Genomic DNA, 25,162 nt, shown 5'->3' with positions numbered 1-25,162 from the left:
CTACTCGGGCCTCTGCGGCCCCGGACCTCGGGCGTTCAGCCGCGCCAGCGGGTGACGGCGGCCGCGATCGCGGCGGCCAGCCCGGCCTGGGCGGCGGTGGCCAGGCCTGTCGCCAGGGCGGGTGCACCGACCTCGGCGAGTGCGCCGTCCCCGAGCGAGCCGCCGCCGACCAGGCACAGCACCCCGGTCAGCACGCCGACGCCGACCCCGGTGACGACGCCCCACAGGGCCGCGGTGACGGCCCCGCCGTCGGCGTCGGTCAGCCGGCGGGCGGTGGCCGTGCCGGCGACCAGGCCCGCCGCGGCCGGCAGCACCTGCGACACGAACGCCAGCAGCGGCACCGCCTGGGTGTCGGGCAGGGCCGCGAGCAGCGGCAGCGCGGGCACCGCACCGAGGGTGACCCCGGCGGTCGAGACGAGCGTGCCCGCCCCGACGGCGAAACCGGGGCCGGCGGCGAGGCCGAGGACGGCGACGGCGGCGTTGGGCAGCAGCAGGGCGCTCAGCCCGACCAGGCCGACCGCCCCGGCGCCGGCCCCGCCCAGGGTGGTGGCCAGCGCCGCGACCCCGGAGACGTCCCCCACGAGCGCGACGGCGACCACCGCGAAGGCCAGGGCCAGCAACCACCAGGTGCCGGCGAGCACCCCGCGGGCCACCGCCGGGCCCGGCCCGCGCACGCGGCCCAGCAGCTCGCCCGCCCACCCCGACTCCCGCCCGGCGCCCCACGCGGCGGCCAGCAGCGGGAGCAGCACCGCGCCCGCCAGGGTGCGCGGCCACTGCACGGCGGCGTCGGGGCCGGTGACGAGCAGGGCCACGAGCACGGTGAGCAGCAGGTGCCCGCCGGCCACGGTGCCGGCGGCGGTGAGCACGTCGCGGGCCGAGCCGAGGTCGCGTTCGGCCACCACCCATCGGGCGGCGCTGCTGATGCCCCAGGCGACGGCGGCGGTGAGCACCAGGGGGGCCAGCGCGAGCGACCCGGCCTGCCAGTCCAGTCCCGCCCCGTGGGCGAGCAGCCACAGCCGGGCGGCGAGGGCGGTGTCCTGACCGGTGGACAGCCCGCCGTCGGGGTCCAGCGCCGAGACGACGACGAGGGCGAGGGTGAGCACCAGGAGGCCGGCGACGGTGACCGCGGCCGACGCCGCGGCGGCCAGCACGGGCGTGGGCGACCCGGTGACGGCACGGAGGCGGGCCGTCGTCCGGGTGAGGAGCTCGTGCATCCCCCCACTCTCGCAAGCCCACCGGCCCGGCGGGGGACGGGCCCGCCGGGGCCGACCAGATCACCGACGACGAGACCCGCCCCGGAAGGCTCCGGAGCGGGTCTCGTGGTGGTGCGGGTGGTGCGGTGCGGTCAGGCGTCGCCCGAGGGCTTCGGCCGGTCGCGGTCCTCGTCGGCCGCGGGGGGCGGCGGCGGGGTGCTGGGCGCGGCGTACGTCGGCGGCGCCGGCGGGTTGCCGCCGGTCGACGGCCCGCCCGAGGGGTTGGCGCTCCAGCTGCCGGCCGGGGCCTGACCCGGGGTCTGGCCCGGGGTCGACGGGCCGGACGAGGACGGGCCCGCGGACGGCTGGCCGTAGGACGGCGTGCTGGACCCGGACGACGGCTGCCCGTAGGACGGGGCCGACGCCGACGGCTGACCCCACCCGCCCTGGTTCTGCTGGCCCGGCTGGCCGTAGGCCTGGCCCGGCTGCTGGCCGTAGCCGGCGGGCTGCGACGAGCTGCCGTAGCCGCCCTGCGGGCCGGTCTGGCCGAAGCCCTGAGCCCCCTGCTGGCCACCGTGCTGCTGACCACCCTGCTGCTGGCCACCGTGCTGCTGACCGAACTGCGGGGCCTGCTGGTTGGCCCAGGACGCGGCGTTGGCCAGCCCCCCGGACATGGCCGGCTTGTTCTTCAGCTCGGGGAGCAGGCCGAGGACGGCGAACGCCAGGGCCGCGGCGGACACCAGGAAGGTCAGCAGCGCGAAGATGCTGAAGCCGGCCTCGAAGGTCTGGATCCACTCGATGAGGGTGAGCAGGAACGCCAGCCCGGTGAGCCCGACGGTGACGAAGCTGCGGGGGAACCCGAGCTTGAGGTCGACGAACGCCGGGAGCAGCACCCACACGGCGGCCAGCAGCAGCAGGATGAACGAGAAGACGATCAGCCCGGACTCGAAGCCGTTGACGCTGTAGCTGTAGCCGAAGCCGAAGTCGCCGCTGAACCAGGGCAGCAGCGAGAAGAGCAGGTAGAGCAGCGCACTGCCGGCGACCACGTAGTCGGCGACCTTGAGCTTCTTGAGGTCGAAGCCGCCGCCGGAGGCGGGCTGGCCGAACGGGGCCGGGCCGCCCTGCCCGTAGCCGCCCTGGCCGTACTGCGGCTGGCCGGGCTGGCTCTGCGCGGGCTGGCCGTAGCCGCCCTGCGCGGGCTGGCCGTAGCCGCCCTGCAGGGGCTGCCCGTAGCCGCCCTGCGGGGGCTGCCCGTAGCCGCCCTGCTGGCCGTGCTGGCCCTGCTGGCCCTGCTGGCCCTGCTGGCCGTAGCCGCCGGACTGCTGGCCGGGCTGGCCGTAGCCGGCAGGACCCTGCCCGGGTCCCCCCGGCGTCTGGTCGGGTCCGCTCGTCGTCATCGCTCGGCTTCTCTCCTGAGTCGTTCCGGGTGGGACGTGATCAGCATGTCAGGGTCCCGGCACGCATGGTCTCCACGCGCCGGGGGTGCCGCAACCGCAGAGCGGCGGGGTACCCCTCCGTTCGAGGGGTACCCCGCCGCCGGGTGCGGGTGGGTCAGCCCAGGAGCTCGCGCATGAGGCGCGCGGTCTCCGAGGGGGTCTTGCCGACCTTGACGCCGGCGGCCTCGAGGGCCTCCTTCTTGGCCTGGGCGGTCCCGGCCGAGCCGGAGACGATGGCGCCGGCGTGGCCCATGGTCTTGCCCTCGGGGGCGGTGAAGCCGGCGACGTAGCCGACGACGGGCTTGGTGACGTGGGCCTTGATGAACTCGGCGGCGCGCTCCTCGGCGTCGCCGCCGATCTCGCCGATCATCACGATGGCCTCGGTCTCCGGGTCGTCCTGGAAGGCCTGCAGCGCGTCGATGTGCGTGGTGCCGATGACCGGGTCGCCGCCGATGCCGATGGCGGTGGAGAAACCGATGTCGCGCAGCTCGTACATCATCTGGTAGGTCAGCGTGCCGGACTTGGAGACCAGCCCGATCTTGCCGGCCTGGGTGATGTTGGCCGGGATGATGCCGGCGTTCGAGCGCCCGGGGCTGATCAAGCCCGGGCAGTTGGGGCCGATGATCCGGGTGCTCTTGCCCTGGGCGTAGGCCCAGAACTCGGTCGAGTCCTTGACCGGGATGCCCTCGGTGATGACCACGCACAGGCCGATGCCGGCGTCCACGGCCTCGACGACGGCGCCCTTGGCGAACTTCGGGGGCACGAAGACGACGGTGACGTCGGCCCCGGTCTCCTTCATGGCCTCGGCGACGGAGCCGAAGACCGGCACGGAGGTGCCGTCGAAGTCGACGGTCTGGCCGGCCTTGGAGGGGTTCACGCCGCCGACCACCGCGGTGCCGGAGGCCAGCATGCGCTGGGTGTGCTTGCGACCCTCCGACCCGGTGATGCCCTGGACGATGACCTTGCTGTTCTCGGTGAGGAAGATGCTCATGGTTCAGGTGTCCTTCGCAGTCAGCAGGTCGGGATCAGGCGGCGGCGAGCTCGGCGGCCCGGCGGGCGGCGCCGTCCATGGTGTCGACCACGGTGACCAGCGGGTGGGCGGCCTCGGCGAGGATGCGGCGGCCCTCGTCGACGTTGTTGCCGTCGAGGCGGACGACGAGGGGCTTGGTGGCGTCGTCGCCGAGCATCGCCAGCGCGGACACGATGCCGTCGGCGACCGCGTCGCAGGCTGTGATGCCGCCGAAGACGTTGACGAAGACGCTCTTCACGGCCGGGTCGCCGAGGATGATGCCCAGACCGTCGGCCATGACCTGCGCCGAGGCGCCGCCACCGATGTCGAGGAAGTTGGCCGGGCGGACCCCGCCGAACTCCTCACCGGCGTAGGCGACGACGTCCAGGGTGCTCATGACCAGGCCGGCGCCGTTGCCGATGATGCCGACCTCGCCCTCGAGCTTGACGTAGTTGAGGCCCTTCTCCTTCGCGGCGGCCTCGAGCGGGTCGGCCGCGGCGGCGTCCTCGAGGGCCTCGTGCCCGGCCTGCCGGAAGGCGGCGTTCTCGTCGAGGGTGACCTTGCCGTCGAGGGCCAGGACGGTGCCGTCGGGCGCCTTGGCCAGCGGGTTGACCTCGACCAGGGTCGCGTCCTCCTTCGAGAACACGTCCCAGAGCTTGATGGCGATGTCGATGACCTGGTCGCGCACCTCGGCGGGGAACTTCGCCGCGTCGACGATCTCCTCGGCCTTGGCGCGGTCCACGCCGACGGTCGCGTCGACGGCGATGCGGGCCAGGGCCTCGGGCTTGGTGACCGCGATCTCCTCGATCTCCATGCCGCCCTCGACGCTGGCCATGGCCAGGAAGGTGCGGTTGGAGCGGTCGAGGAGGTAGGAGAAGTAGTACTCCTCCGCGATGTCGCTGGCCTGGGCCACCATCACCTTGCGGGTGACGTGGCCCTTGATGTCGAGGCCGAGGATGTCGGTGGCGCGGGCCTTGGCCTCCTCCGGGGAGTCGGCGAGCTTGACGCCACCGGCCTTGCCCCGGCCGCCGACCTTGACCTGGGCCTTGACGACGACCTGGCCCGCGATGTCGCGGGCGATGGCCTCGGCCTGCTCAGGGGTCTCGGCTACGCCGCCGGGGAGCACGGGCACGCCGTGCGCTGCGAACATGTCACGGGCCTGGTACTCGAAGAGATCCACGAAGAGAGACCGTAACGCCCCGGCAACCGCCCTGCCGACCACCCGTCGCGGTCCGTGGGACGCATCACAGGGTGCGCACCTCGCTCAGCGGCCGCCGCGACGACCCTCAGGGAAGGCGTCGGCGGCCTCGTCGAGCAGGTCGTCCGGGTCGCCGAGGCCGAGGGCCCGTCCGGGGGTACGACCGGGGGCGGGTCGCCACCGCCAGGCCAGCCCCGCCAGGCCGGACAGGGCGAGGCCGGCGAGCAGCAGACCGACGCCGGGCAGCGTCCAGTCCAGGTCCGGGGAGTGCAGGGCGTCCCGGAGTCCGGCGAGCCCCGCGGCCAGCACGGCCACCCCGACGGCCAGCAGCCCGCCCACCGCGGCCAGCCGCGGGCGCAGCGACGCGGCCACGACACCCGACAGCAGCAGCGCACCCGCCAGCAGCAGGCCGCCGAGCAGGGCCGCGCCGGGCCGCTCGAGCAGCGCGCGCGGCCCCTCGGCGGTCACCACGCTCACCAGACCGGTGCGGGGGTCGGTGACCAGCTCGTCGCGGACGTCGGCCGCGGGCAGCGCGAGGCAGAGCGCAGCCAGGGCCCCGAGCAGGACGGCACTGCCGGCCAGCACCGGGCGCAGCGGGTCCAGCGACCCGGCGTCCTCCATCACGGTGCGCCCCCAGGCGACCAGCGCGAGCAGGCCGGCCAGCACCGACAGGACCAGGGCCGCGAGGCCGAGCACCCAGCCGGGCGCGGTCCGCACGGTGCTGGTCACGACGAGGTCACCGGCCAGCACCTCGATGCCCGGGCGCGTGGTGGACGCCGTGCCCTGGTGCAGCTCGATGAGCACCCGCCCCACGGCCAGGCCGCCGGTCACGGCTGCGTACGCCAGGCCGAAGCGCGGCACCCGGCCCGCGACCGTGAGCCCGCCGACCGCCAGCGCGACGACCGGCGCCACGAGCGCGACGAGCACGTCGAGGGGGCCGGTGGCCAGCGACAGCCGGACGTCGTCGACCACCAGGTAGGCCGGGAACACCGCGACGGCGCCGACCAGCCCGGCCAGCGCCAGGAGGGCCCCCGCCGCCCGGGCCACCACGGGCACGGGCCCGACCACCAGGCGGTCGACCGGGACGGCGGGCGCGGTGCGACGCGACGGAGCCCCCCGCCGGGCGCTGGCGGTGGCACCCCGGGCCGGGCTGCTGGGGCGGCGCTGCTGGTCTGTCCTGCGGGGGGCCACGCATTCCTCCTCGGCACGGTCGACGTCCGTCGAGACCGCATCGTGATCGTGTCGGGGCGTCGTGTGTGACGGTGGACACACGAGGGCATTACCGTGGCATGAACGGGGCAGGAATTCGTGAGTCCCACCACAGCCCGGCCGCACCGGCCCGGAGCCGCACTCGACCCGGGAGGTGCCCGTGACGACGTCCGCGTCGGCCCCAGCCTGGCACGGCGCGCCCGGTCTGGTGGCCAGCGGCGCGTCCGGCGTGGTCACCGCGGCGCGCACCCTGCGGTCGTTGTGCCGCCCGGCCACCCTCGCCGGCGGTCTCACCGAGCTGGCCTGGGTGGGCGCGCACGCGGTGCTGTGGCCGCTGGGCACGCGTGCCGAGACGCTCTGCGTCGACGAGCGGATCCGCCCCGACTGGCAACCGCCGGCCGTCCGCGCGTTCTTCGCCGCCGACCCGCTGGCCGCCCGGGTGCCGGTCGTGCTGGTGCACGGCATGGTCGACAACCGCTCGGTCTTCACGGTGATGTCCCGGTCGCTGCGCCGCCGCGGCTTCACCTCGGTGAGCACCTGGAACTACAGCCCGCTGGTGCAGGACGTCCGGGTGGCGGCCCACCAGCTCGAGGAGCACCTCGCCGCCGTCTGCGAGGAGACCGGCCACGACCGGGTGCACGTGGTGGGGCACAGCCTGGGCGGGTTGGTCGCCCGCTACCTGCTGCAGTGCGGCGGCACGGCGCGCATGGCCTCGCTCACCACCCTGGGCACCCCGCACGGCGGCACGGCCTGGGCCCACGCCGGCCCGACCCCGCTCATCCGCCAGCTGCGCCCGGGCTCGGAGCTGATGGCCGAGCTGGCGGCCCCGGCGCCGCAGCTCGACGTCCCGGTCACCGCGGTGTGGAGCGACCTGGACCAGCTCGTCCTGCCGGTCACCCGGGGTCGGTGCGACCACCCCGACCTGCACGCCCGCAACGTGCTGGTGCGGGGTGTGGGCCACATGTCGCTGCCGATCACCCGTCCGGTGCTCGACGAGGTGGCCGCCGTCCTGGCCGGGCACCGCAGCAGCGCGTCCCACGCAGTCGCCGCCTGAGGTCACGCTCCACGGAGCGTGACGAGAAGTCGACAGAACGACACGCCGCTCACCTCCCCGCCCCATCGGGTCACGCGTGGTCACAATGCGATCACGCAGTCGGCAACCCGTCGGCGCACGTCGATCCTGACGTCACACACTCGCGACACCGCCCCACCCCGCCGCCCGGCCCAGCCGGACGGCGACCAGCTCCCCCGGGCGGGACGGCGTCGGAAGGCGGTGCCCGCTTGTCCCGGTCTCGTGACCTCGTGGGTCGTCCCCGCACCGGACGGCCGGTGCGCGACAGGTCGGTCCTCGACGCCGACGTCCTGGACACCCGCGTGCCGCACGACGCCAGCGAGCTGTTCGACCCGTTGCCCGCTCCCCGCAACCCCCTGGACGACACCGGCAGGAGCCGGTCCACCGTGGGTGCGGTCGAGGTCCTCACCTCCGGACCCCGCCCGCCTGCCGCCCGCGGCCGGCACCGCGTCCCCCGCCCTCCGCGTCGTCGCTCCCCCGCGCTGCTGGCCGCGCTGTCGGTCGGCGGGCTGCTGGCCGCCGTGCTCGGCACCTCCGGGTCCCCGATCCCCAGCGCCCCGGTCGGCGACGCCGCCGACTACGGCCTGTCGGCCGCCGAGTCGAACTTCGCCGGCGGCATGGAGGACGTCGACGCCCGCCGCGAGATCACCGCCGCCGAGGCCGCGTCCCGCCTGTCCGACCTCGCCGCGTCCCGGGCCGAGCGCGAGCCCGACTTCGTGCTGCCCACCGACGGCGTGATGACCACCTGCTTCTGCCAGCGCTGGGGCCAGATGCACTGGGGCATCGACCTCGCGGCCCCGCTCGGCACCCCGATCGTCGCCGCGGCGGACGGCGTCGTGCTGCGGGCGGGCCCCGCGAGCGGCTACGGCAACGCCATCTACATCCAGGACGCCGACGGCAACGTCGAGATCTACGGCCACATGCGCTACATGGACGTCGAGGCCGGCGACGTGGTGTCCGCCGGCGACGTCATCGCCAAGGTCGGCAGCGAGGGCCAGTCGACCGGCCCCCACCTGCACTTCGAGATCCACGTCGGCTCCATGACCGGCCGCCCCACCGACCCCGAAGCCTGGCTGAACGACCGCGGCGTCGAGATCGGCGGGTAAGGAGCACTGCTGCGCCGCAGGCGCTGAGTCCCGACGAGCGGGGCCGGAGGCTCCCCGAGGAGGGGCTCGACCGCCGGCCGACAGCTGCTCGGTCGCGAGGAGGGGGCCCGCAGGGTCCCCGATCGAACGACGGACGCGCTCAGCTCACCCGGGGCACGGCTCCTGGCCGCGGTGCGATCCGCAGGATCGCCGTGTCATCCGGTGGTGAAGTCTGTGAGGTCGACGGAGTCGCCCTCACAGCTTCACCACCGGGGCGTAGCGCAGGACCAGGCGCTTGACGCCGCCGGAACCGAAGTCGACGGTGGCCTGGGCCTTGTCGCCGACCCCGTTGATCTCGACCACCGTGCCCAGCCCGAAGGCGTCGTGGCTGACCCGGTCACCCACGTCGACGCTGATGACCTGGCGGTTGCCGGCCCCGCCGCGCAGACCGCCGGTGGACAGCCCGGTGGCGGCCACCCGGCGCTGCGCCGAGCCGTAGGCGGCCGAGGGCTTGGGGTCGACCCCGGTCCAGTGCACGGCGTCGTCGGGCAGTTCGTCCAGGAAGCGCGACGGCGGGTTGTAGGCCGGCTGCCCCCAGGAGGTGCGCACGGTGGCGCGGGAGAGGTACAGCCGCTCTCGGGCGCGGGTGATGCCGACGTAGGCCAGCCGGCGCTCCTCCTCGAGCTCCTTGCTGTCTCCCAGCGCGCGCAGGTGCGGGAAGACGCCGTCCTCGAGAGCGGTCAGGAAGACGACCGGGAACTCCAGGCCCTTGGCGGTGTGCAGGGTCATCATGGTGACCACCCCGGCGTCGTCCCCGGCGACGGGGATCTGGTCGGCGTCGGCGACCAGCGAGACCTGCTCCAGGAAGTCGGTGACCGAGCCCTCGGGGTTCACGGCCTCGAACTCGGCCGCGACGCTGACCAGTTCGTGCAGGTTGTCGACGCGGCCCTCGTCCTGGGGGTCGGTGGAGGACTCGAGCTCGCTGAGCAGGCCGCTGCGCTCGAGGATCGACTCGAGCAGGGCGCTGGGCCCCGAGCCGGTGGCCAGCAGGTGCTCGAACTCCTCGAGCAGCGAGACGAACTCCTGGATGTTCTTCAGCGACCGGGTGGCCAGGCCCGGGGCCTCGTCGGCCCGGCGCAGCGCCGTGGCGAACGCGATGCGCTCGCGGTCGGCCAGGGTCTCGACGCACGCCTCGGCGCGGTCGCCGATGCCGCGCTTGGGTGTGTTGAGCACCCGCCGCAGGCTGACCACGTCGGTGGGGTTGCTGACCACCTTCAGGTAGGCCAGCGCATCACGGACCTCCTTGCGCTCGTAGAAGCGCACCCCGCCGACCACCTTGTAGGGCATGCCGACCCGGATGAACACCTCCTCGAAGACGCGGGAGGCGTTGTTCGTGCGGTAGAAGACCGCGATGTCCTTGGGCCGGGCGTCACCGGCGTCGACCAGCTTGTCGATCTGCTCGGCGACCCAGGCCGCCTCGTCGTGCTCGTTCTCCCCGACGTAGCCCTCGATGAGCTCGCCGTCGCCGGCGTCGGACCACAGGTTCTTCGGGCGCCGGGCGGTGTTGCGGGCGATGACCTGGTTGGCCGCGCGCAGGATGCGCTGGGTGGAGCGGTAGTTCTGCTCCAGCACGATGGTGGTGGCCTCGGGGTAGTCGCGCTCGAACTCGTCGATGTTGCGGATCGTGGCGCCGCGGAAGGCGTAGATCGACTGGTCGGCGTCACCGACGACGCAGAGCTCGGCCGGCGGCACCGGCCCGCCCGGGAACCCGACGAGCTCGCGCACCAGCGCGTACTGCGCGTGGTTGGTGTCCTGGTACTCGTCGACGAGCACGTGCCGGAACCGGCGCCGGTAGTGCTCGGCGACGTCGGGGAAGGCCTGCAGCAGGTTGACCGTCGTCATGATGAGGTCGTCGAAGTCCATGGCGTGCGCCTCGCGCAGCCGGCGCTGGTACAGCGCGTAGACCTCGCCCAGCACCTTCTCCGGCGCGGTGACCGGGGCGTAGGACTCCTCGTCGACCAGCTCGTTCTTCAGGTTCGAGATCTGGGTGGCCAGGCTGCGCCCGGGGTAGCGCTTGGCGTCGAGGTCGAGGTCGCGGGCCACCATCGTGAGCAGCCGCACCGAGTCGCCCTGGTCGTAGATGGTGAACGAGCTCTTCAGGCCGAGCTTCGCAGCCTCGGCGCGCAGGATGCGCACGCACATCGAGTGGAAGGTCGACACCCACATCGCCCGGGCGCGCGGGCCGACCAGCTGGGCGACCCGCTCCTTCATCTCGCCGGCGGCCTTGTTGGTGAAGGTGATCGCCATGATCTCGCCCGGGTGCGCCCCGCGGGCGCCCAGCAGGTAGGCGATGCGGTGCGTGAGCACGCGCGTCTTGCCCGACCCGGCGCCGGCCACGATGAGCAGCGGCCCGCCCTCGTGCACCACCGCGTCGCGCTGCGGGCCGTTGAGGCCGGCGAGCATGCGGTCGAGCTCGCGACCGACCTGACCGGAGGTCTGGCGGGGCAGGGCGGCGGTACCGGGGAGGGAGATCTGGGGGCTGCTCATGACGCCGTCGAGCTTAGGCGCCGGCACCGACACTCCCCCGGGCCCGCGGGGTGTGGCAGACTCTCCCTCGTGCTGAGCGCGCAGAGCTTTTACTACGGCCACCGGGTACCGGTCGCCGTCCCTCAGCGCTAGCCACTGACAGACGAACCCCGGGCCCAGGAGCCCGGGGTTTCTTCGTCTCCGGGGTCCGACGGCCCTCCCACCAGGAGGACGACCATGAGCACGACCACCGACGCCGCCGTCGACCCGACCACCCGCATCGGCGAGCTCCGCGGAGAGATCGACGCCTGCGACGCGGAGATCATCCGGCTGGTGCAGCAGCGCCTGGCCATCTCGCGGGAGATCGGGACGCTCCGCCGCTCCACCGGTGGCACCCGGCTCTCGCTGTCCCGCGAGCAGCAGGTGCTCGCGAAGTTCCAGGACGCCCTGGGCACCGACGGCGCGGCGCTGGGCATGATGCTGCTCCGCCAGGGCCGCGGCCGGTTGTGAGCCCGGGAACACCCACCCCGCGAGCGGACTTGAGCCCCGTGTGACCGCACCCGCCCAGCCCCCCGCCGAGCACGTCGACCGCGTCCTGTGCGTGCTGGCCCACCCCGACGACGTCGACTTCGGCAGCGCGGGCACGGTGGCCACCTGGACCGACGCCGGCACCGAGGTCGTCTACTGCCTGGTCACCGACGGCGACGCCGGCGGCTTCGACGACACCCCCCGCGAGCAGATGGGGCCACTGCGCCGGGCCGAGCAGACCGCCGCCGCCGCGCACGTCGGCGTCACGCAGCTGCACTGGCTGGGCTACCCCGACGGCCGGGTCGAGCAGACGCTCGACCTGCGCCGCGACATCGCCCGGGTGATCCGTCAGGTCCGCCCCGACCGGGTGCTCACCACCTCCCCCGAGCGCATGTGGGACCGGGTCGGCGCCAGCCACCCCGACCACATGACGGTCGGCGAGGCCACGCTGCGTGCGGTCTACCCCGACGCCCGCAACCCCTTCGCCTTCCCCGAGCTGCTGGCCGACGAGGGCCTCGAGGCGTGGACGGTGTCCGAGGTGTGGCTGTCGGCCAGCCCGCGGGCGCAGCACGCCGTCGACGTCACCGACACCGCCGAGCGCAAGTTCGCCGCGCTCGGGTCGCACGTCACCCAGGTCGCGCACCAGCCGGAGGGTCAGCTGCGCGAGTTCGTCGGTGGCTGGATGCGGCAGACCGCCCGCACCCACGGCCTCCCCGACGGCCGCCTCGCAGAGGCTTTCCACATCGTGCACACCGCCTAGAGCAGGCGGTTGGTCGCCGCCCAGCGGGTGAGCTCGTTGCGGTTGGAGAGCTGGAGCTTGCGCAGCACGTTCGAGGCGTGGGACTCCACCGTCTTCACCGAGATGAACAACCGCTGGCCGATCTCGCGGTAGGTGTAGCCACGGGCCAGCAGCTGCATGACCTCCCGCTCCCGCGCCGACAGCAGGTCCAGCCCGGGGTCGGTGTCCGGTGCGGGCGCGGGGACGGCGGGACCGGCGGAGAAGGCGTCGAGGACGAAGCCGGCCAGCCGCGGGGAGAACACCGCGTCCCCGCCGGCCACCCGCACGACGGCGTCGCGCAGGTCCGGCCCGCTGATCGTCTTCGTGACGTACCCGCGGGCGCCGGCCCGGATGACGGCGATGACGTCCTCGGCGGCGTCGGACACCGACAGCGCCAGCCACCGGACGTCGGGCAGCTCCGCCCGCACCGTCTCCAGCACCGCACGACCGCCGCCGCCGGGCAGGTGCACGTCGAGCAGCACGACGTCCGGCCGCGTCGCGCGCACCCCGGCCACGGCCTCGGCGACGTCGGCGGCCTCGCCGACCACCTCGACGGCGTCCCCCAGCTCGGCCCGGACGCCCGACCGCACCATCGCGTGGTCGTCGACCAGGAACACCCGCACCCGCTCGGTCACGTCGTCCTCCTCGGCAGCACCAGCTCGACCTCCGTGCCCGACCCGGGCGCGGAGTGCACGTCCGCCGTCCCGCCGACCCGGGCCAGCCGGCCGACGACCGAGTCGCGCAGCCCGCGGCGGTCGGCGGGCACCGTCGCCGGGTCGAAGCCCGTCCCGCGGTCGCGCACGAACACCGTCACCGCGTCGGCGGTCACCTCGGTGTAGAGGTCGACGGTGGTCACCCCGGCGTGCTTGGCGGCGTTGACGACGGCCTCCCGGGTGGCCCGGCCCAGGGCCTCCACGGCCTCGTCCACGGGGAGGTCGCCCACCACCACCGGGTCGACCGCCACCTCGTGGTCGGCCTCGACCTCGGCGACGATCGCCTCGACCGTCGCCGCCCAGGTGCCCGACGCCCCCGCCCGCGGCGAGTACAGCCAGCTGCGCAGCTCGCGCTCCTGGCCGCGGGCCAGCCGGGTCACCTGCACCGGGTCACCGGCGTGCTTCTGCACCAGGGCGAGGGTCTGCAGCACCGAGTCGTGGAGGTGGGCGGCCACCGCCGCACGCTCCTCGGAGCGGATGCGGGCGGCCCGCTCGGCCGACCGGGAGTCCAGCAGCCGGCGCCACACCGGTGCGGTGGCCAGCCCGATGCCGATCAGCACGACCAGGGTGGCCACGAAGCCGTTGCGGGCGTTGGCCAGCTGACCGGTCGTGGCCAGCAGCAGGAACAGCCCGCCCCCGGCCAGCAGCACGCCGATGACCAGACCCCAGCGGGCCGAGCGGGCGTCGGTGCGGCCGGTGTCCAGCTGGTACCAGATGACGGCCAGCCCACCCCCGGCCAGCACCAGGGGGACGACGACGTCGCTGCGGGCCAGGGTGTCCAGCTGGCTGGAGAGCACGAGGGCCACCAGGCCCAGCAGCACCAACCCGACGACGTGCCGCCGCGTGGGGGCACTCGCCGTCCCGGGGCGCACGTGGCCCTCCGGCGCGGACCTCATCGAGAACCACAGCAGGGCGTAGCCCACCACGCCCACACCCGCGACGGCCAGCAGCACGAAGGCGATGCGCACGAGCACCGGGTCCAGCCGCAGGTGGTCGGCGGTCCCGGCCGCCACACCGCCGAGCACACGTCCCTCGCGGACCCGCAGGAGCGGGGGCCGGGAGGTGCCGACGGCGGGGCCGGCCGGCGGGGCGGTGGTGGTCACCGGACCATCGTGCCCGGCGCGGGTGGGCGGGCACATCGGGGAACACCCTGACGGGGCCGGATCAGGGACGGACCGGGGTGTTCCCCGATACCGTCGGGCCCCCCTCGTCGACAGGCTGGACGGCATGACGACCCCATCCCCGCCGCAGGCTCCCCCTCCCCCGCTGCCGCCCTACCCCGAGCCCCCGGCCGGTGCGACCCCGCCGCCGTCCTCGGCGCCGCGACCGCCGCTGCGCCGCAGCCGCACCGACAAGGTGATCGGCGGCGTCGGCGGCGGACTGGCCGAGTACACCGGCATCGACGCCCTGCTGTGGCGGGTGGGCTTCATCGCCCTGGTGTTCGCCGGCGGCACGGGCTTCCTGGTGTACGTGCTGCTCTGGCTGCTGATGCCGGCCCGCCCGGTCGACGCCGCCGGCGGGCCCGTGGCCGCGCCCCAGCCGGCCGAGCCCCGCTCCCCGGTCCCCGGGATCACCGTCGCCGCCCTGCTCCTGTCCCTCGGCGTGGTGTCGCTGGTCGCCTGGCTCACCCCGTGGGACCCGGGCCCGGTCGTCTTCCTGGGCACCGCGCTGCTCGTGGTCGGGGTGGGGCTGGGTGTCGGCGCGTTCGTCGGCGGGCGGTCCTCCCGGGGGCCGCTGATCACGCTCGGCGTCCTGCTGTCCTTCGCCGTCGTGGTGGCCTCGGCGGGCCACGGCTTCCGGGACCGCGCCCCCGGGGGCGTCGGTGACCGGAGCGAGTTCCCGCGGGCCGCCGACCAGGTGCAGTCCAGCTACGAGAACGGGGTGGGCGACCTCGACCTCGACCTGACGAACATCGACCTGGCCGACCTGACCGGGCCGATCACCACGTCGGTCAACGCCGGCATCGGCGACGTGGAGGTCGTGGTGCCCCGATCGGCCGACGTCCAGGTCGACGTCCAGAACGGGGTCGGCGAGGCCGACGTCCTCGACGGCGGGTCCCGGGGTGGGTTCTTCCCCGGCACCGGGGGGCAGCGGTGGACCGACGACGGCACGCCCGAGATCGTGCTGACCATCGAGTCCGGCATCGGCGACGTGACGGTGACCCGTGGCTGAGCCCGGCCGTCCCCAACCCGACCCCGCTCCGCCCACCACCCCGCACGAGACCGAGGAGACCGCCGTGCACCCGGACCAGGCCAGCGACCAGCACGACACCGCCCACCGCGACAACGCCGTCCACCCCGCCCTGGAGGCCGACCGGCGCGACACCGCCGTCCTGCTCGACGGGGGCAGCACGTGGGCCTCGCCGCCCGTCGCCGGCGCCGGCGTCGACCCCGGTACCGCCGCCGGGACCGGGGCCCGCACGGGCACGGGCGTGGCCCCGCTGCCCGGACGCCGCTTGCCCGACCTCCTCGCGCTGACCGCGGCCGCTGTGTTCTGCCTGGTGGCGGTGCTCGGCCTGGTCGGCACCTCGCTGCCGGGGTGGATGTTCGGCGGCGGGTTCGTCGCCGTCGTCCTGGTCGTCGCCGGCGCGGGCCTGCTCGTCAACGAGCTCCGGCGGACCCGGGCCTGAGGTCCTGGCTCACCCACCGTCCCCGTCCTCCGACGCAGGAGTCCGTCCTCCTCCACCGGATCCGGTGGAGGAGGACGGACTTCCGTGCACCCCCCTGATCAGTGCTGGGGGTGCGGGGTCACTCCCACTCGATGGTGCCCGGGGGCTTGCTCGTCACGTCGAGGGTCACCCGGTTGACCTCGGCCACCTCGTTGGTGATCCGGGTGGAGATCTTCGCCAGCACGTCGTAGGGCAGCCGGGTCCAGTCCGCGGTCATGGCGTCCTCGCTGGAGACCGGGCGCAGCACCACGGGGTGGCCGTAGGTGCGGCCGTCGCCCTGCACGCCGACCGAGCGGACGTCGGCCAGCAGCACCACCGGGCACTGCCAGATCTCGCGGTCCAGCCCCGCGGCGGTGAGCTCGGCGCGGGCGATCGCGTCGGCCTTGCGCAGCGTGTCCAGCCGCTCGGCGGTCACCTCGCCGACGATGCGGATGCCCAGACCCGGGCCCGGGAACGGCTGGCGCCACACCAGCGACTCGGGCAGGCCCAGCTGCAGGCCGACCTCGCGCACCTCGTCCTTGAACAACGTGCGCAGCGGCTCGACGAGGGTGAAGGTGAGGTCCTCGGGCAGCCCCCCGACGTTGTGGTGGCTCTTGATGTTCGCCGTCCCGGTGCCGCCGCCGGACTCGACGACGTCGGGGTACAGGGTGCCCTGCACCAGGAACTCCACGGTCTCGCCGTGTGCCTGGGCATCGGCGACGACGTCGGTGGCGGCCTGCTCGAACACCCGGATGAACTCGCGACCGATGATCTTGCGCTTCTGCTCGGGGTCGCTGACCCCGGCGAGCGCGGTGAGGAACTGCTCGCGTGCGTCGACCACCCGGAGGTCCGCGCCGGTGACGGCGACGAAGTCGCGCTCGATCTGCTCGGTCTCGCCCTCGCGCATGAGCCCGTGGTCGACGTAGACGCAGGTGAGCTTGTCGCCGATGGCCCGCTGCACGAGTGCCGCGGCCACGGCGGAGTCGACGCCGCCGGACAGCGCGCACAGCGCTCGCTTGTCCCCGATCTGCGCGCGGACCGCCTCGACCTGCTCCTCGACGACGTTGGCCATCGTCCAGGTCTTCTCCAGCCCGGCGATGTCGAACAGGAAGTGCTCGAGCACCGTCTGGCCGTGCGCGGTGTGCTTGACCTCGGGGTGGAACTGCACGCCGGCGAGCCTGCGGTCGACGTCCTCGAACGCCGCCACCGGTGCGCCGGTGGAGGTGGCCGTGACGGTGAAGCCGGGCGGAGCCGCGGAGACGGCGTCGCCGTGGCTCATCCACACCGACTGCTCCAGCGGGGTCTCGCCGAACAGGCGGTTGCCGGTGGTGACGGTCAGCGGCGTGCCGCCGTACTCGCGGTCACCGGTGTGCGCGACGGTGCCGCCGAGGGACTGCGCCATGGCCTGGAAGCCGTAGCAGATCCCGAAGGCGGGCACGCCGGCCTCGAACAGCGCCGGGTCGACCTGCGGGGCACCCTCGGCGTACACCGAGGACGGCCCGCCGGACAGCACGATGGCCGCCGGCTTGCGGGCCAGCACCTCGGCGACGGGGACGTCGGAGCCCACCAGCTCGGAGTACACCCCGGCCTCGCGGATGCGGCGGGCGATCAGCTGGGCGTACTGCGCGCCGAAGTCGACGACGAGCACCGTGGGGAAGTCCATGCTCAGCCCCCGATGACCAGGTCGACCCGCTGGAACTCCTTGAGGTCCCGGTAGCCGGTCTTGGCCATCGTGCGGGCCAGCGCGCCGAACAGGTTGGTGCGGCCGTCCGCCTCGACGGCGGGGCCGTTGAGCACCTGCTCCAGCGGCGCGCCGGCGCCGACCGGACCGGTGACCTCGCCGCGGGGCAGGCGGGGGTGCGCGGCGACGGAGTCCCACCACGCGCCGCCGGCCGGGGCCTCGGACGCCGAGCGCAGCGGCTCGCCCAGCTGGACGGCGTCGGCCCCGCAGGCCAGCGCCCGGGCGATCGCCCCGGACGTCTCGATGCGGCCGTTGGCGATGACGTGCACGTACCGCCCGCCGGTCTCGTCGAGGTAGTCGCGGCGCGCCGCGGCGGCGTCGGCGATGGCGGTGGCCAGCGGCACCCGCACACCCATGACGTGGTCGCCGGTCGACGCGCTGTCGGCGCCGACGCCCACGATGACCCCCGCCGCGCCGGTGCGCATGAGGTGCAGCGTGGTCTGGTAGTCGGCCGCACCGCCCACGATCACCGGGACGTCGAGGTCGGCGATGAACTCCTTGAGGTTCAGGGAGTCGTCCTGGGTGGTGACGTGCTCGGCGGAGACGATCGTGCCCTGGATGACCAGCAGGTCGACCCCGCCGGCCAGCACGGCCGGCGCGAGCGCCTCGGTGTGCTGCGGGCTGATGCGCACCGCCGAGGTGACGCCGGAGTCGCGCAGCTCCTTCACCCGTGCGGTGACCAGCTCGGGGCGGACCGGCTCGCGGTAGATCTGCTGGAGGAGCGCGGTGGCCGAGGTGCCCGACGCCGCGGCCTCGCGCAGCTGCCGGTAGACGTCGGTGGGGTCGTCGTACCGGGTCCACAGGCCCTCGGCGTTGAGCACGCCGAGGCCGCCGGCCTTGCCCACGGCCACCGCGGTGGCCGGGCTCATGACGGCGTCCGAGGGGCTGGCCACCAGCGGGATGTCGAACCGGAAGGCGTCGATCTGCCAGGCGGTGGAGACGTCGTCGACGTCCCGGGTGCGCCGGCTGGGCACGATGGAGACCTCGTCGAGGTCGTAGCCGCGGCGGGCGAAGCGGTTCAGCCCGATCTCGACGTTGTCACGCACTGGCACTGCTGGTCACCGGGCCCGGTAGTTGGGAGCTTCGACGGTCATCTGGATGTCGTGCGGGTGGCTCTCGGTCAGGCCGGCCGCGGTGATGCGGGTGAGCTGGCCCTTCTCCTGGAGCTCGGCGACGGTGGCCGCGCCGGCGTAGCCCATCGACGCGCGCAGGCCGCCGACGAGCTGGTGGGCGACGCCCGACAGCGCGCCGCGGTAGGGCACCTGGCCCTCGATGCCCTCGGGCACGAGCTTGTCGTCGGACAGGACGTCGTCGGCGAAGTAGCGGTCGCGGCTGTAGGACTGGTTGCCGCGCTTCTGCATGGCGCCCAGGGACCCCATGCCGCGGTAGGACTTGTACTGCTTGCCGTTCATGAAGACCAGGTCGCCCGGAGCCTCCTCGACGCCGGCGAACAGGCTGCCCAGCATCACGGTGTCGGCCCCGGCCACCAGCGCCTTGGCGATGTCGCCGGAGTACTGCAGACCGCCGTCGGCGATGACCGGCACGCCGGCCGGCTTGCAGGCCAGGGACGCCTCGTAGACCGCGGTGACCTGCGGGACGCCGACGCCGGCGACCACGCGGGTGGTGCAGATCGAGCCCGGGCCCACGCCCACCTTCACGCCGTCGACCCCGGCGTCGACCAGCGCCTGCGCGCCGGCCCGGGTGGCGACGTTGCCGCCGACCACCTGCACGCCGTGGCCCACCCCGGCGAAGTCCTTCTTCACCCGGGCCACCATCTCGAGCACGGCGCGCTGGTGGCCGTGCGCGGTGTCGACCACGAGGACGTCGACGCCGGCGTCGACCAGCAGGCCGGCCCGCTTGTAGGCGTCCTCGCCCACGCCGAGCGCGGCACCCACCACGAGGCGGTTGTCGGCGTCCTTGGTGGAGTTGGGGTACTGGTCGCGCTTGATGAAGTCCTTGACGGTGATCAGCCCGCGCAGCCGGCCGGCGTCGTCGACCAGCGGCAGCTTCTCGACCTTGTGCTGGCGCAGCAGGGCCAGCGCCGTCTCGCCGTCGACCCCGACCGGGGCGGTGACCAGCGGCAGCGGCGTCATGACGTCGCGCACGAGCCGGTTGGCGTGGTCGGACTCGAACCGCATGTCGCGGTTGGTGACCATGCCGACCAGCACGCCGTCCTCGTCCACCACGGGCGCCCCGGAGATGCGGTAGCGGCCGGACAGGGCGTCGACGTGGGCGAGGGTGTCGCCGGGCGAGCAGGTGACCGGGTTGGTGATCATCCCGGACTCCGAGCGCTTGACCAGGTCGACCTGGCCGGCCTGCTCCTCGGCGGCGAGGTTGCGGTGCAGGATGCCCACGCCGCCGGCCCGGGCCATGGCGATGGCCATGCGGGCCTCGGTCACGGTGTCCATGGCGCTGGAGACCAGCGGGATGGCCAGCCTGATGCCGCGGGTGAGCAGGGAGGAGGTGTCGACCTCGGCCGGGACGACGTCGGAGGCACCGGGCACCAGCAGGACGTCGTCGTAGGTCAGGCCGAGCGGCGCGAACTTCGCGGGGAGCTCGGGGGTGCTGGCGTCGGGCTGCACGGGTGCCGCCACCTCTCGTCCGGGGAGCACCGCGGACAGGCGCCGGGACGGCGCAGCGGTACCCAGTTGATCGTAGGCTGCCGCCCCCGTCACACCCCAGGGACGCCTACCCTCGACCGCGTGACCTCGTGGGACGACACCTTCGCCGGTGGGGACGACGACGCCTCCCCGCCGCCCCCGCTGTCGCCCGAGGAGCGCGCCGGCGTGCTCGACGACCTGGCCGACCTCGAGGTGTTCCGCACGCTGCTGGAGCCCACTGGGGTGAAGGGCATCGTCGTCGACTGCCCCGACTGCGACGAGGAGCACCACGTCGACTGGGCGCTCATGCAGGCCAACCTGCGGCAGCTGCTCGACGAGGGCCAGACCGGCCGGCACGAACCGCCCTTCGACCCCGACCCCGACGACTACGTCAGCTGGGACTACGCCAGCGGCTACGCCGACGGGGTGGCCGCCCGCGCGGAGGCCGACGAGCCCGGCGGCGGGCAGGGCGAGGGCCGCACGGCCGGTCGCCACGCCCGCGAGGACTGAGCCGGCCGCAGCTGGACGGAGGGTTCAGCGGGCGACCGGCACCCGGGTGTCCTCCCGCGGCCGGTAGACCACCAGCGCGTGGAACACGAACCGGGCCACGAAGGCGACGGCCAGGGTGACCGCGGTGGCGATCGCGCTGTGCAGCACCCCGTGCGAGACCAGCCACCACGCCAGCGAGATGCGGATCGCGCTCTCCACGTTGTTGAACGCGAAGGACTTCAGGAAGCGGCGGCGCACCGACTCGGCCCCGGCGACGAGGTCGCCGAACACGAACTTCTCCTGCAGCACGAAGTTGCCGACCATCGTGACCTCGGCGGCGATCACCGCCGCGGGCAGGAACGGCATCCCCAGCGCGACCAGCACCGACACCAGCAGCACGTTGGCCACCGCACCGAGGGCGCCGATGAGCGCGAACCCGGACATGCGGCCGAAGCGGAGGTCGACCAGCTGCCAGAGGAACCACAGGCCCTGGCGCAGCGAGGCCTTCGACGTGCCGGCGCGGCGCGGGCCGAAGGTGAAGGGCACCTCGGCCACCGACCGCCGGCGACGCACCAGGATCTCGAGCAGGATCTTGAAGCCCTTGGGCCGCAGCTCGGCGAGGTCGACGCGACTGCGGTCCAGGGCGAAGAAGCCGGTCATCGGGTCGGTGCAGGCCCGCAGCCGGGTGGGGAACATCGCCCGGGTGACCAGGGTGGTGACCCGCGAGACGCCGTGCCGCAGCCAGCTGGACAGGCCGTCGGCCCCGCCGCCCGCGGTGTACCGGGAGGCGACCGCCACGTCGGCGTCGTCCAGGGCGGCCAGCAGCCGGGGCAGGTCCTCGGGCGGGTGCTGCAGGTCGGCGTCCATGACGGCGCACTGCGCGCCGCGCGCGGCGCGCAGCCCGGCGACCACGGCACCGGACAGCCCTCCGGTGGGCTGGTCGCGGTGGATGACCACGACGTCCGAGCGCAGCGTGCTGCCCACCTCGCGGGCGAGGTCGGCCGTGCCGTCCGTGGAGTCGTCGACCACCACGACCTCGGTGCGCGGACCACCGACCGCGGCGTCGACGCGACGCAGCAGCTCGACGACCGTGGCCGACTCGTTGTAGGTCGGTACGACGACGCTGACCTGCACGTGGGCGGACGCTAGCAGGCGCCAGCTGGGGGTGCGGATCAGCTCATCATGCCCCGGCGGAAGCCGGTGGCGACGGCCTCCGCGCGGTCCTTGGCGCCGAGCTTGCGGAACAGCCGGCGGGCGTGGGTCTTGATCGTGTCCTCGGACAGGTAGAGCTCACGGCCGATCTGGGCGTTGCTCTTGCCCTGGCTCATGCCGGTCAGCACCTGCATCTCACGGACCGACAGCGACACCGCCGGCACGTCGACCCGGACGGCGGCACGGACCGTGGGGCCGGAGGACACGAGGGCGCTGGACCCCGACCACGCCGGCGCGGAGGAGGCCCCGACCGAGGACAGGGGGCCGGCGTGCGGACCCCTGCCGGGCTCGACGCGCAGGCCGGCCCGCGAGATGCCCAGCCCCATCTCGACCGGGGAGGCGTCCCAGCGCAGGTACCCGCGGGCCCCGGTGGCGACGGCGGCCCGCACGGTCTCGGCGTCGTCGGGGGCGCCGAGCACCACGACCGACAGGGCGGGGTGGGTGCGCAGCACCTGGGTGGCGACGGCGAGGCCGTTGTCGGTGGCGCGCTGGGTGCCGACCATGAGGACGTCGGGCTGACGGGTGGCCAGGCGGGCCAGCAGCGACGCGGCGTCGCCGACGGCCTCGACGCGACCGACGAAGGGCAGGGCGACCAGGCGGGCGGCGACGTCGTCGCGCACCCGCCGACGCTCGTCGAACACCCAGACGGTGGCTCCGCCCAGGGTGGAGCCGTTGCCCCCGTTGACCGCGTTGCGGGTCCTGTCCTCGATCACGTCAGCTCCTGTCCTCACCGGGTGCACCCGATCGGGGGCGTCCGTGTCCCCCACCCGGTGGTCGGCGGGGGCGCCACCCACCTTGATCGCCCGCCGCCCAGGTGCCCAGCGGGTGTCACCCCGCCGGGTGAGGGGCGTGCGTGGTGGTGCCGGGGAGCGACCGGCAAGCACAGATCGGCCGATCCCGCAGAAGAAGGTTGGTCCGGTTCGGTTTGGACGTGATCACGACCGGGCAGTGGGGGCTGAGCGCCGGGCAGCACCCCGGCCGGCCCGAGTACAGGAGGACCACCCCATGGCTGACATCCGCCGCCTGCCCACCCCCGTCGCCGAGGTCTGGGACTGGCAACTGCACGGCTCGTGCCGTGGTGAGTCCACGTCGCTGTTCTTCCACCCCGACGGCGAGCGCGGCCCCGCCCGGGCCCGCCGCCAGGCCGCCGCCAAGGCCGTGTGCGGCACCTGCCCCGTGATCGACGCCTGCCTGAAGCACGCCCTGAGCGTGCGCGAGCCCTACGGCGTGTGGGGCGGCATGAGCGAGGAGGAGCGCACCCGGCTCATCGCCGCCGAGAACGCCCCCCTCCGCGTCGGCGTCTGACGCAGGGGGCACTCCCCCCGAACCACGAAGGGCCGGTCGACCACGGATGGTCGACCGGCCCTTCGTCATGGTGAGGTGCTGGAACGGCCCCCTCGCCGGGCCCCGGGGTGCGCGCGGAGCGTGCACCCCGGGGGGGCGAGGGGGCCCTTCCGTCAGTGCGAGTGGCCGTGGCCGCCGTGGCTGTGGCCGTGGTGGCCGCCGCCGGCGTGCTCGTGGGTCTCCTCGGGTGCCTCGACCACCGCGGAGTCGGTGGTCAGGATCATCGCCGCGATGGAGGCGGCGTGCCCGAGGGCGGCCTTGGTCACCTTCACCGGGTCGATGACGCCCTGGGCGGCCAGGTCGCCGTACTCGCCGGTCGCGGCGTCGAAGCCGTGGCCGACACCGAGCTCGCGCACCTTGCCGACCACGACCGGACCCTCGAAGCCCGCGTTGGACGCGATCTGCGTCAGCGGGGCGTCCAGGGCCTTGCGCACCGACCGGGCACCGGTGGCCTCGTCACCGGTCAGGGTGAGCGCGTCGACCGCCGCGGCGGCGTGCACCAGCGCGGAGCCACCACCGGGGACGACGCCCTCCTCGACCGCAGCGCGGGTCGCGGCGATGGCGTCCTCGATGCGGTGCTTCTTCTCCTTCATCTCGACCTCGGTGGCCGCCCCGACGCGGATGACGCCGATGCCGCCGGCCAGCTTGGCCAGCCGCTCCTGCAGCTTCTCCCGGTCCCAGTCGGAGTCGGTCGCCTCGATCTCGCGGCGGATCTGGGCGACCCGGTCGGACACGGCGGTGGGCTGGCCCCCGCCGTCGACCAGGACGGTGTCGTCCTTGGTCACGGTGACCCGACGGGCGGTGCCGAGCACCTCGAGGCCGACCTCGGACAGCTTGAGGCCGACGTCCTCGGTGACCACCTGGCCGCCGGTGACGACGGCGAGGTCCTGCATGAAGGCCTTGCGACGGTCGCCGAAGAACGGCGACTTCACCGCGACGACCTTGACCGTCTTGCGGATGGAGTTGACCACCAGGGTGGACAGCGCCTCGCCCTCGACGTCCTCGGCCACGATGAGCAGCGGGCGGGCGCCGGAGCCCAGCACCTTCTCCAGCAGCGGGAGCAGGTCGGCCAGGGCCGAGACCTTGCCCGACACCAGCAGCACGAGGGCGTCGTCGAGGACGGCCTCCATCGACTCCTGGTCGGTCACGAAGTAGGGCGACAGGTAGCCCTTGTCGAAGGCCAGGCCCTCGGTGACGACCAGCTCGGTGTCGAGGGTGTTGGACTCCTCGACGGTGATGACGCCGTCCTTGCCGACCTTCTCCATGGCCTCGCCGATGAGGTCGCCGATGACGGCGTCCTGGGCGGAGATGGTGGCGACGTGGGCGATGGCCCGCTTCTCGTCGACCGGGATGGCGACCTCGTCGAGGGCGGCCTGCACGGCGGCGACGGCCGCGTGGATGCCCCGGCCCAGCGCGGTCGGGTTGGCCCCGGCGGCGACGTTGCGCAGGCCCTCGTGGACCAGCGACTGGGCCAGCACGGTGGCGGTGGTGGTGCCGTCGCCGGCGACGTCGTTGGTCTTCGTGGCGACGTTCTTGGCCAGCTGCGCGCCGAGGTTCTCGAAGGGGTCCTCGAGGTCGACCTCGCGGGCGATGGTGACGCCGTCGTTGGTGATGGTCGGGGCGCCGAACTTCTTGTCGATGACCACGTTGCGGCCGCGGGGGCCCAGGGTCACGCGCACGGCGTCGGCGAGCTTGTCGACGCCGCGCTCGAGGGAACGCCGGGCGTCCTCGTCGAAGTGGATGATCTTGGGCACGGAAGACCTCTCGATCGGGTGGTTCAGGGCATGGGGAACGAGAACCGCCCCGGGACCCGGTGGTGCTCGGGTCGCCCGGGGCGGTTCAGGGTCGTGCTGGAACGGCTACGTCGCAGGGTCCCGCCGGGCGCGGAGCGCACGGTGGGGGGCGACGTGGTCCTTCTACTTCTCGACGACGGCCAGCAGGTCGCGGGCCGACAGCACGAGGTAGTCCTCGCCGGCGTAGCGCACCTCGGTGCCGCCGTACTTCGAGTAGACGACGACGTCGCCCACGTTCACGTCCAGCGGGACGCGGTTGCCGTTGTCGTCGATGCGGCCGGGGCCGACGGCGACGACGGTGCCCTCCTGGGGCTTCTCCTTGGCCGTGTCCGGGATGACCAGACCGGAGGCCGTGGTGGTCTCGGCCTCGTTGGCCTGGACGACGACGCGGTCCTCGAGCGGCTTGATGCTGACCTTGGTGGCGGTGGTCACGTGGTGACTCCCCCTTCTCGTCCGACGAGCAGTGGATGGTGCTGATGCTGTGGCACGGGGGCCGGGTTCTGCCGTCGCGGGGGTCAGGCCCGGCCCGTGTCGATTGGCACTCTACCCACCCGAGTGCCAGCCGCTCAAGCGGGTCGCCCCCCGCTCC

At 74.1% G+C, this 25,162-nt stretch carries 23 protein-coding genes; 8 read left to right on the top strand and 15 right to left on the bottom strand.

Annotated features, from left to right (window positions below):
* Window positions 1-35: 35 nt before the first annotated feature.
* The 5 genes from BLP29_RS09375 to BLP29_RS09355 all read right to left on the bottom strand — a co-directional run bounded on the left by BLP29_RS09375 (window position 36) and on the right by BLP29_RS09355 (window position 6,027).
* Window positions 36-1,214 carry a cell division protein PerM gene (locus BLP29_RS09375; protein WP_133379094.1) on the bottom strand — a complete coding sequence of 393 codons (1,179 nt, stop codon included), beginning with the start codon at window positions 1,212-1,214 and terminating at the stop codon, window positions 36-38.
* A gap of 131 nt (window positions 1,215-1,345) precedes the next feature.
* Window positions 1,346-2,590: a hypothetical protein gene (locus BLP29_RS21235; RefSeq protein WP_092802728.1), complete on the bottom strand. Its 1,245-nt coding sequence runs from the start codon at window positions 2,588-2,590 to the stop codon at window positions 1,346-1,348.
* Window positions 2,591-2,744: 154 nt separating this feature from the next.
* A complete protein-coding gene (sucD, locus tag BLP29_RS09365) occupies window positions 2,745-3,620 on the bottom strand; it encodes a succinate--CoA ligase subunit alpha (RefSeq protein ID WP_092802725.1) in 876 nt (291 codons plus the stop codon).
* Window positions 3,621-3,654: 34 nt separating this feature from the next.
* Complete coding sequence (sucC, locus tag BLP29_RS09360; RefSeq protein ID WP_092802721.1) at window positions 3,655-4,818, bottom strand: ADP-forming succinate--CoA ligase subunit beta; 1,164 nt, start codon at window positions 4,816-4,818, stop codon at window positions 3,655-3,657.
* An 84-nt stretch (window positions 4,819-4,902) separates the two neighbouring features.
* A complete protein-coding gene (locus BLP29_RS09355) occupies window positions 4,903-6,027 on the bottom strand; it encodes a hypothetical protein (protein WP_207798389.1) in 1,125 nt (374 codons plus the stop codon).
* Window positions 6,028-6,205: 178 nt separating this feature from the next.
* On the opposite strand from BLP29_RS09355, the gene BLP29_RS09350 reads away from it, so the two are divergent.
* Both BLP29_RS09350 and BLP29_RS09345 read left to right on the top strand, forming a co-directional pair.
* Window positions 6,206-7,099, top strand: coding sequence for an esterase/lipase family protein (locus BLP29_RS09350; protein ID WP_092802717.1), 894 nt, complete (start codon window positions 6,206-6,208; stop codon window positions 7,097-7,099).
* 275 nt (window positions 7,100-7,374) lie between these two features.
* Entirely contained in the window at window positions 7,375-8,223 is an 849-nt protein-coding gene (locus BLP29_RS09345) for a M23 family metallopeptidase (RefSeq protein ID WP_243469814.1), read from the top strand.
* 234 nt (window positions 8,224-8,457) lie between these two features.
* Here BLP29_RS09345 and pcrA read toward each other — a convergent pair whose 3' ends face one another.
* The gene (gene pcrA, locus BLP29_RS09340) at window positions 8,458-10,749 is read right to left on the bottom strand and encodes a DNA helicase PcrA (RefSeq protein ID WP_092802714.1); all 2,292 of its coding nucleotides are present in this window, start codon (window positions 10,747-10,749) and stop codon (window positions 8,458-8,460) included.
* A 216-nt stretch (window positions 10,750-10,965) separates the two neighbouring features.
* Between pcrA and BLP29_RS09335 the strand changes: the two genes are divergently transcribed.
* Both BLP29_RS09335 and BLP29_RS09330 read left to right on the top strand, forming a co-directional pair.
* Window positions 10,966-11,238, top strand: coding sequence for a chorismate mutase (locus BLP29_RS09335; protein WP_092802711.1), 273 nt, complete (start codon window positions 10,966-10,968; stop codon window positions 11,236-11,238).
* Window positions 11,239-11,278: 40 nt separating this feature from the next.
* Complete coding sequence (locus BLP29_RS09330; RefSeq protein ID WP_092802708.1) at window positions 11,279-12,016, top strand: PIG-L deacetylase family protein; 738 nt, start codon at window positions 11,279-11,281, stop codon at window positions 12,014-12,016.
* Here the strand turns inward: BLP29_RS09330 and BLP29_RS09325 are convergent.
* Both BLP29_RS09325 and BLP29_RS09320 read right to left on the bottom strand, forming a co-directional pair.
* On the bottom strand, window positions 12,013-12,669 hold the full coding sequence (locus BLP29_RS09325; RefSeq protein WP_092802705.1) for a response regulator: 657 nt from the start codon (window positions 12,667-12,669) through the stop codon (window positions 12,013-12,015). The genes BLP29_RS09330 and BLP29_RS09325 overlap by 4 nt on opposite strands.
* Window positions 12,666-13,850 (bottom strand): ATP-binding protein, encoded by a 1,185-nt coding sequence (locus BLP29_RS09320; protein WP_243469813.1) that lies wholly within the window; start codon window positions 13,848-13,850, stop codon window positions 12,666-12,668. The genes BLP29_RS09325 and BLP29_RS09320 overlap by 4 nt, the downstream gene beginning before the upstream one ends.
* A gap of 124 nt (window positions 13,851-13,974) precedes the next feature.
* On the opposite strand from BLP29_RS09320, the gene BLP29_RS09315 reads away from it, so the two are divergent.
* Window positions 13,975-14,919 (top strand): PspC domain-containing protein, encoded by a 945-nt coding sequence (locus BLP29_RS09315; RefSeq protein WP_092802699.1) that lies wholly within the window; start codon window positions 13,975-13,977, stop codon window positions 14,917-14,919.
* Window positions 14,912-15,376: a hypothetical protein gene (locus tag BLP29_RS09310; RefSeq protein ID WP_092802698.1), complete on the top strand. Its 465-nt coding sequence runs from the start codon at window positions 14,912-14,914 to the stop codon at window positions 15,374-15,376. Before BLP29_RS09315 ends, BLP29_RS09310 begins: the two co-directional genes overlap by 8 nt.
* A 118-nt stretch (window positions 15,377-15,494) precedes the next feature.
* Here BLP29_RS09310 and guaA read toward each other — a convergent pair whose 3' ends face one another.
* Genes guaA through guaB form a run of 3 tightly spaced genes read right to left on the bottom strand, consistent with a single transcriptional unit; the run spans window position 15,495 to window position 19,729 of the window.
* A complete protein-coding gene (gene guaA, locus BLP29_RS09305) occupies window positions 15,495-17,057 on the bottom strand; it encodes a glutamine-hydrolyzing GMP synthase (protein ID WP_092802697.1) in 1,563 nt (520 codons plus the stop codon).
* Window positions 17,058-17,059: 2 nt separating this feature from the next.
* Window positions 17,060-18,181: a GuaB3 family IMP dehydrogenase-related protein gene (locus BLP29_RS09300; protein WP_092802696.1), complete on the bottom strand. Its 1,122-nt coding sequence runs from the start codon at window positions 18,179-18,181 to the stop codon at window positions 17,060-17,062.
* 12 nt (window positions 18,182-18,193) lie between these two features.
* Entirely contained in the window at window positions 18,194-19,729 is a 1,536-nt protein-coding gene (guaB, locus tag BLP29_RS09295) for an IMP dehydrogenase (RefSeq protein WP_481268991.1), read from the bottom strand.
* A 108-nt stretch (window positions 19,730-19,837) separates the two neighbouring features.
* On the opposite strand from guaB, the gene BLP29_RS09290 reads away from it, so the two are divergent.
* Window positions 19,838-20,245 (top strand): DUF5319 family protein, encoded by a 408-nt coding sequence (locus tag BLP29_RS09290; protein ID WP_092802695.1) that lies wholly within the window; start codon window positions 19,838-19,840, stop codon window positions 20,243-20,245.
* A gap of 24 nt (window positions 20,246-20,269) precedes the next feature.
* On the opposite strand, the gene BLP29_RS09285 is transcribed toward BLP29_RS09290, so the two are convergent.
* Together BLP29_RS09285 and BLP29_RS09280 are read right to left on the bottom strand one after the other, a co-directional pair.
* Window positions 20,270-21,358 carry a glycosyltransferase gene (locus BLP29_RS09285; RefSeq protein WP_207798388.1) on the bottom strand — a complete coding sequence of 363 codons (1,089 nt, stop codon included), beginning with the start codon at window positions 21,356-21,358 and terminating at the stop codon, window positions 20,270-20,272.
* A 38-nt stretch (window positions 21,359-21,396) separates the two neighbouring features.
* A complete protein-coding gene (locus BLP29_RS09280; protein WP_092802693.1) occupies window positions 21,397-22,149 on the bottom strand; it encodes a LuxR family transcriptional regulator in 753 nt (250 codons plus the stop codon).
* 292 nt (window positions 22,150-22,441) lie between these two features.
* On the opposite strand from BLP29_RS09280, the gene BLP29_RS09275 reads away from it, so the two are divergent.
* On the top strand, window positions 22,442-22,741 hold the full coding sequence (locus BLP29_RS09275) for a WhiB family transcriptional regulator (RefSeq protein ID WP_092802692.1): 300 nt from the start codon (window positions 22,442-22,444) through the stop codon (window positions 22,739-22,741).
* Between the two features lie 152 nt (window positions 22,742-22,893).
* Here the strand turns inward: BLP29_RS09275 and groL are convergent, their stop codons facing one another.
* Both groL and groES read right to left on the bottom strand, forming a co-directional pair.
* Complete coding sequence (gene groL / locus BLP29_RS09270; RefSeq protein WP_092802691.1) at window positions 22,894-24,534, bottom strand: chaperonin GroEL; 1,641 nt, start codon at window positions 24,532-24,534, stop codon at window positions 22,894-22,896.
* Window positions 24,535-24,696: 162 nt separating this feature from the next.
* A complete protein-coding gene (groES, locus tag BLP29_RS09265; RefSeq protein ID WP_091061468.1) occupies window positions 24,697-25,005 on the bottom strand; it encodes a co-chaperone GroES in 309 nt (102 codons plus the stop codon).
* Between the last annotated feature and the right edge of the window lie 157 nt (window positions 25,006-25,162).

It is taken from the genome of Klenkia marina, from assembly GCF_900101025.1.
GTDB classification, from domain to species: domain Bacteria; phylum Actinomycetota; class Actinomycetes; order Mycobacteriales; family Geodermatophilaceae; genus Klenkia; species Klenkia marina.
The sequence above is the reverse complement of the archived record's forward strand: the minus strand, read 5'-3'. Positions and strand labels throughout refer to the sequence as shown.

Excerpts from the sequence above, each read along its gene's own strand:
- sucD (WP_092802725.1), bottom strand. The coding sequence starts at position 3,620 with ATGAGCATCTTCCTCACCGAGAACAGCAAGGTCATCGTCCAGGGCATC.
- BLP29_RS09275 (WP_092802692.1), top strand. The coding sequence starts at position 22,442 with ATGGCTGACATCCGCCGCCTGCCCACCCCCGTCGCCGAGGTCTGGGAC.
- BLP29_RS09335 (WP_092802711.1), top strand. The coding sequence starts at position 10,966 with ATGAGCACGACCACCGACGCCGCCGTCGACCCGACCACCCGCATCGGC.
- BLP29_RS09375 (WP_133379094.1), bottom strand. The coding sequence starts at position 1,214 with ATGCACGAGCTCCTCACCCGGACGACGGCCCGCCTCCGTGCCGTCACC.
- pcrA (WP_092802714.1), bottom strand. The coding sequence starts at position 10,749 with ATGAGCAGCCCCCAGATCTCCCTCCCCGGTACCGCCGCCCTGCCCCGC.
- BLP29_RS09315 (WP_092802699.1), top strand. The coding sequence starts at position 13,975 with ATGACGACCCCATCCCCGCCGCAGGCTCCCCCTCCCCCGCTGCCGCCC.
- BLP29_RS21235 (WP_092802728.1), bottom strand. The coding sequence starts at position 2,590 with ATGACGACGAGCGGACCCGACCAGACGCCGGGGGGACCCGGGCAGGGT.
- guaA (WP_092802697.1), bottom strand. The coding sequence starts at position 17,057 with ATGGACTTCCCCACGGTGCTCGTCGTCGACTTCGGCGCGCAGTACGCC.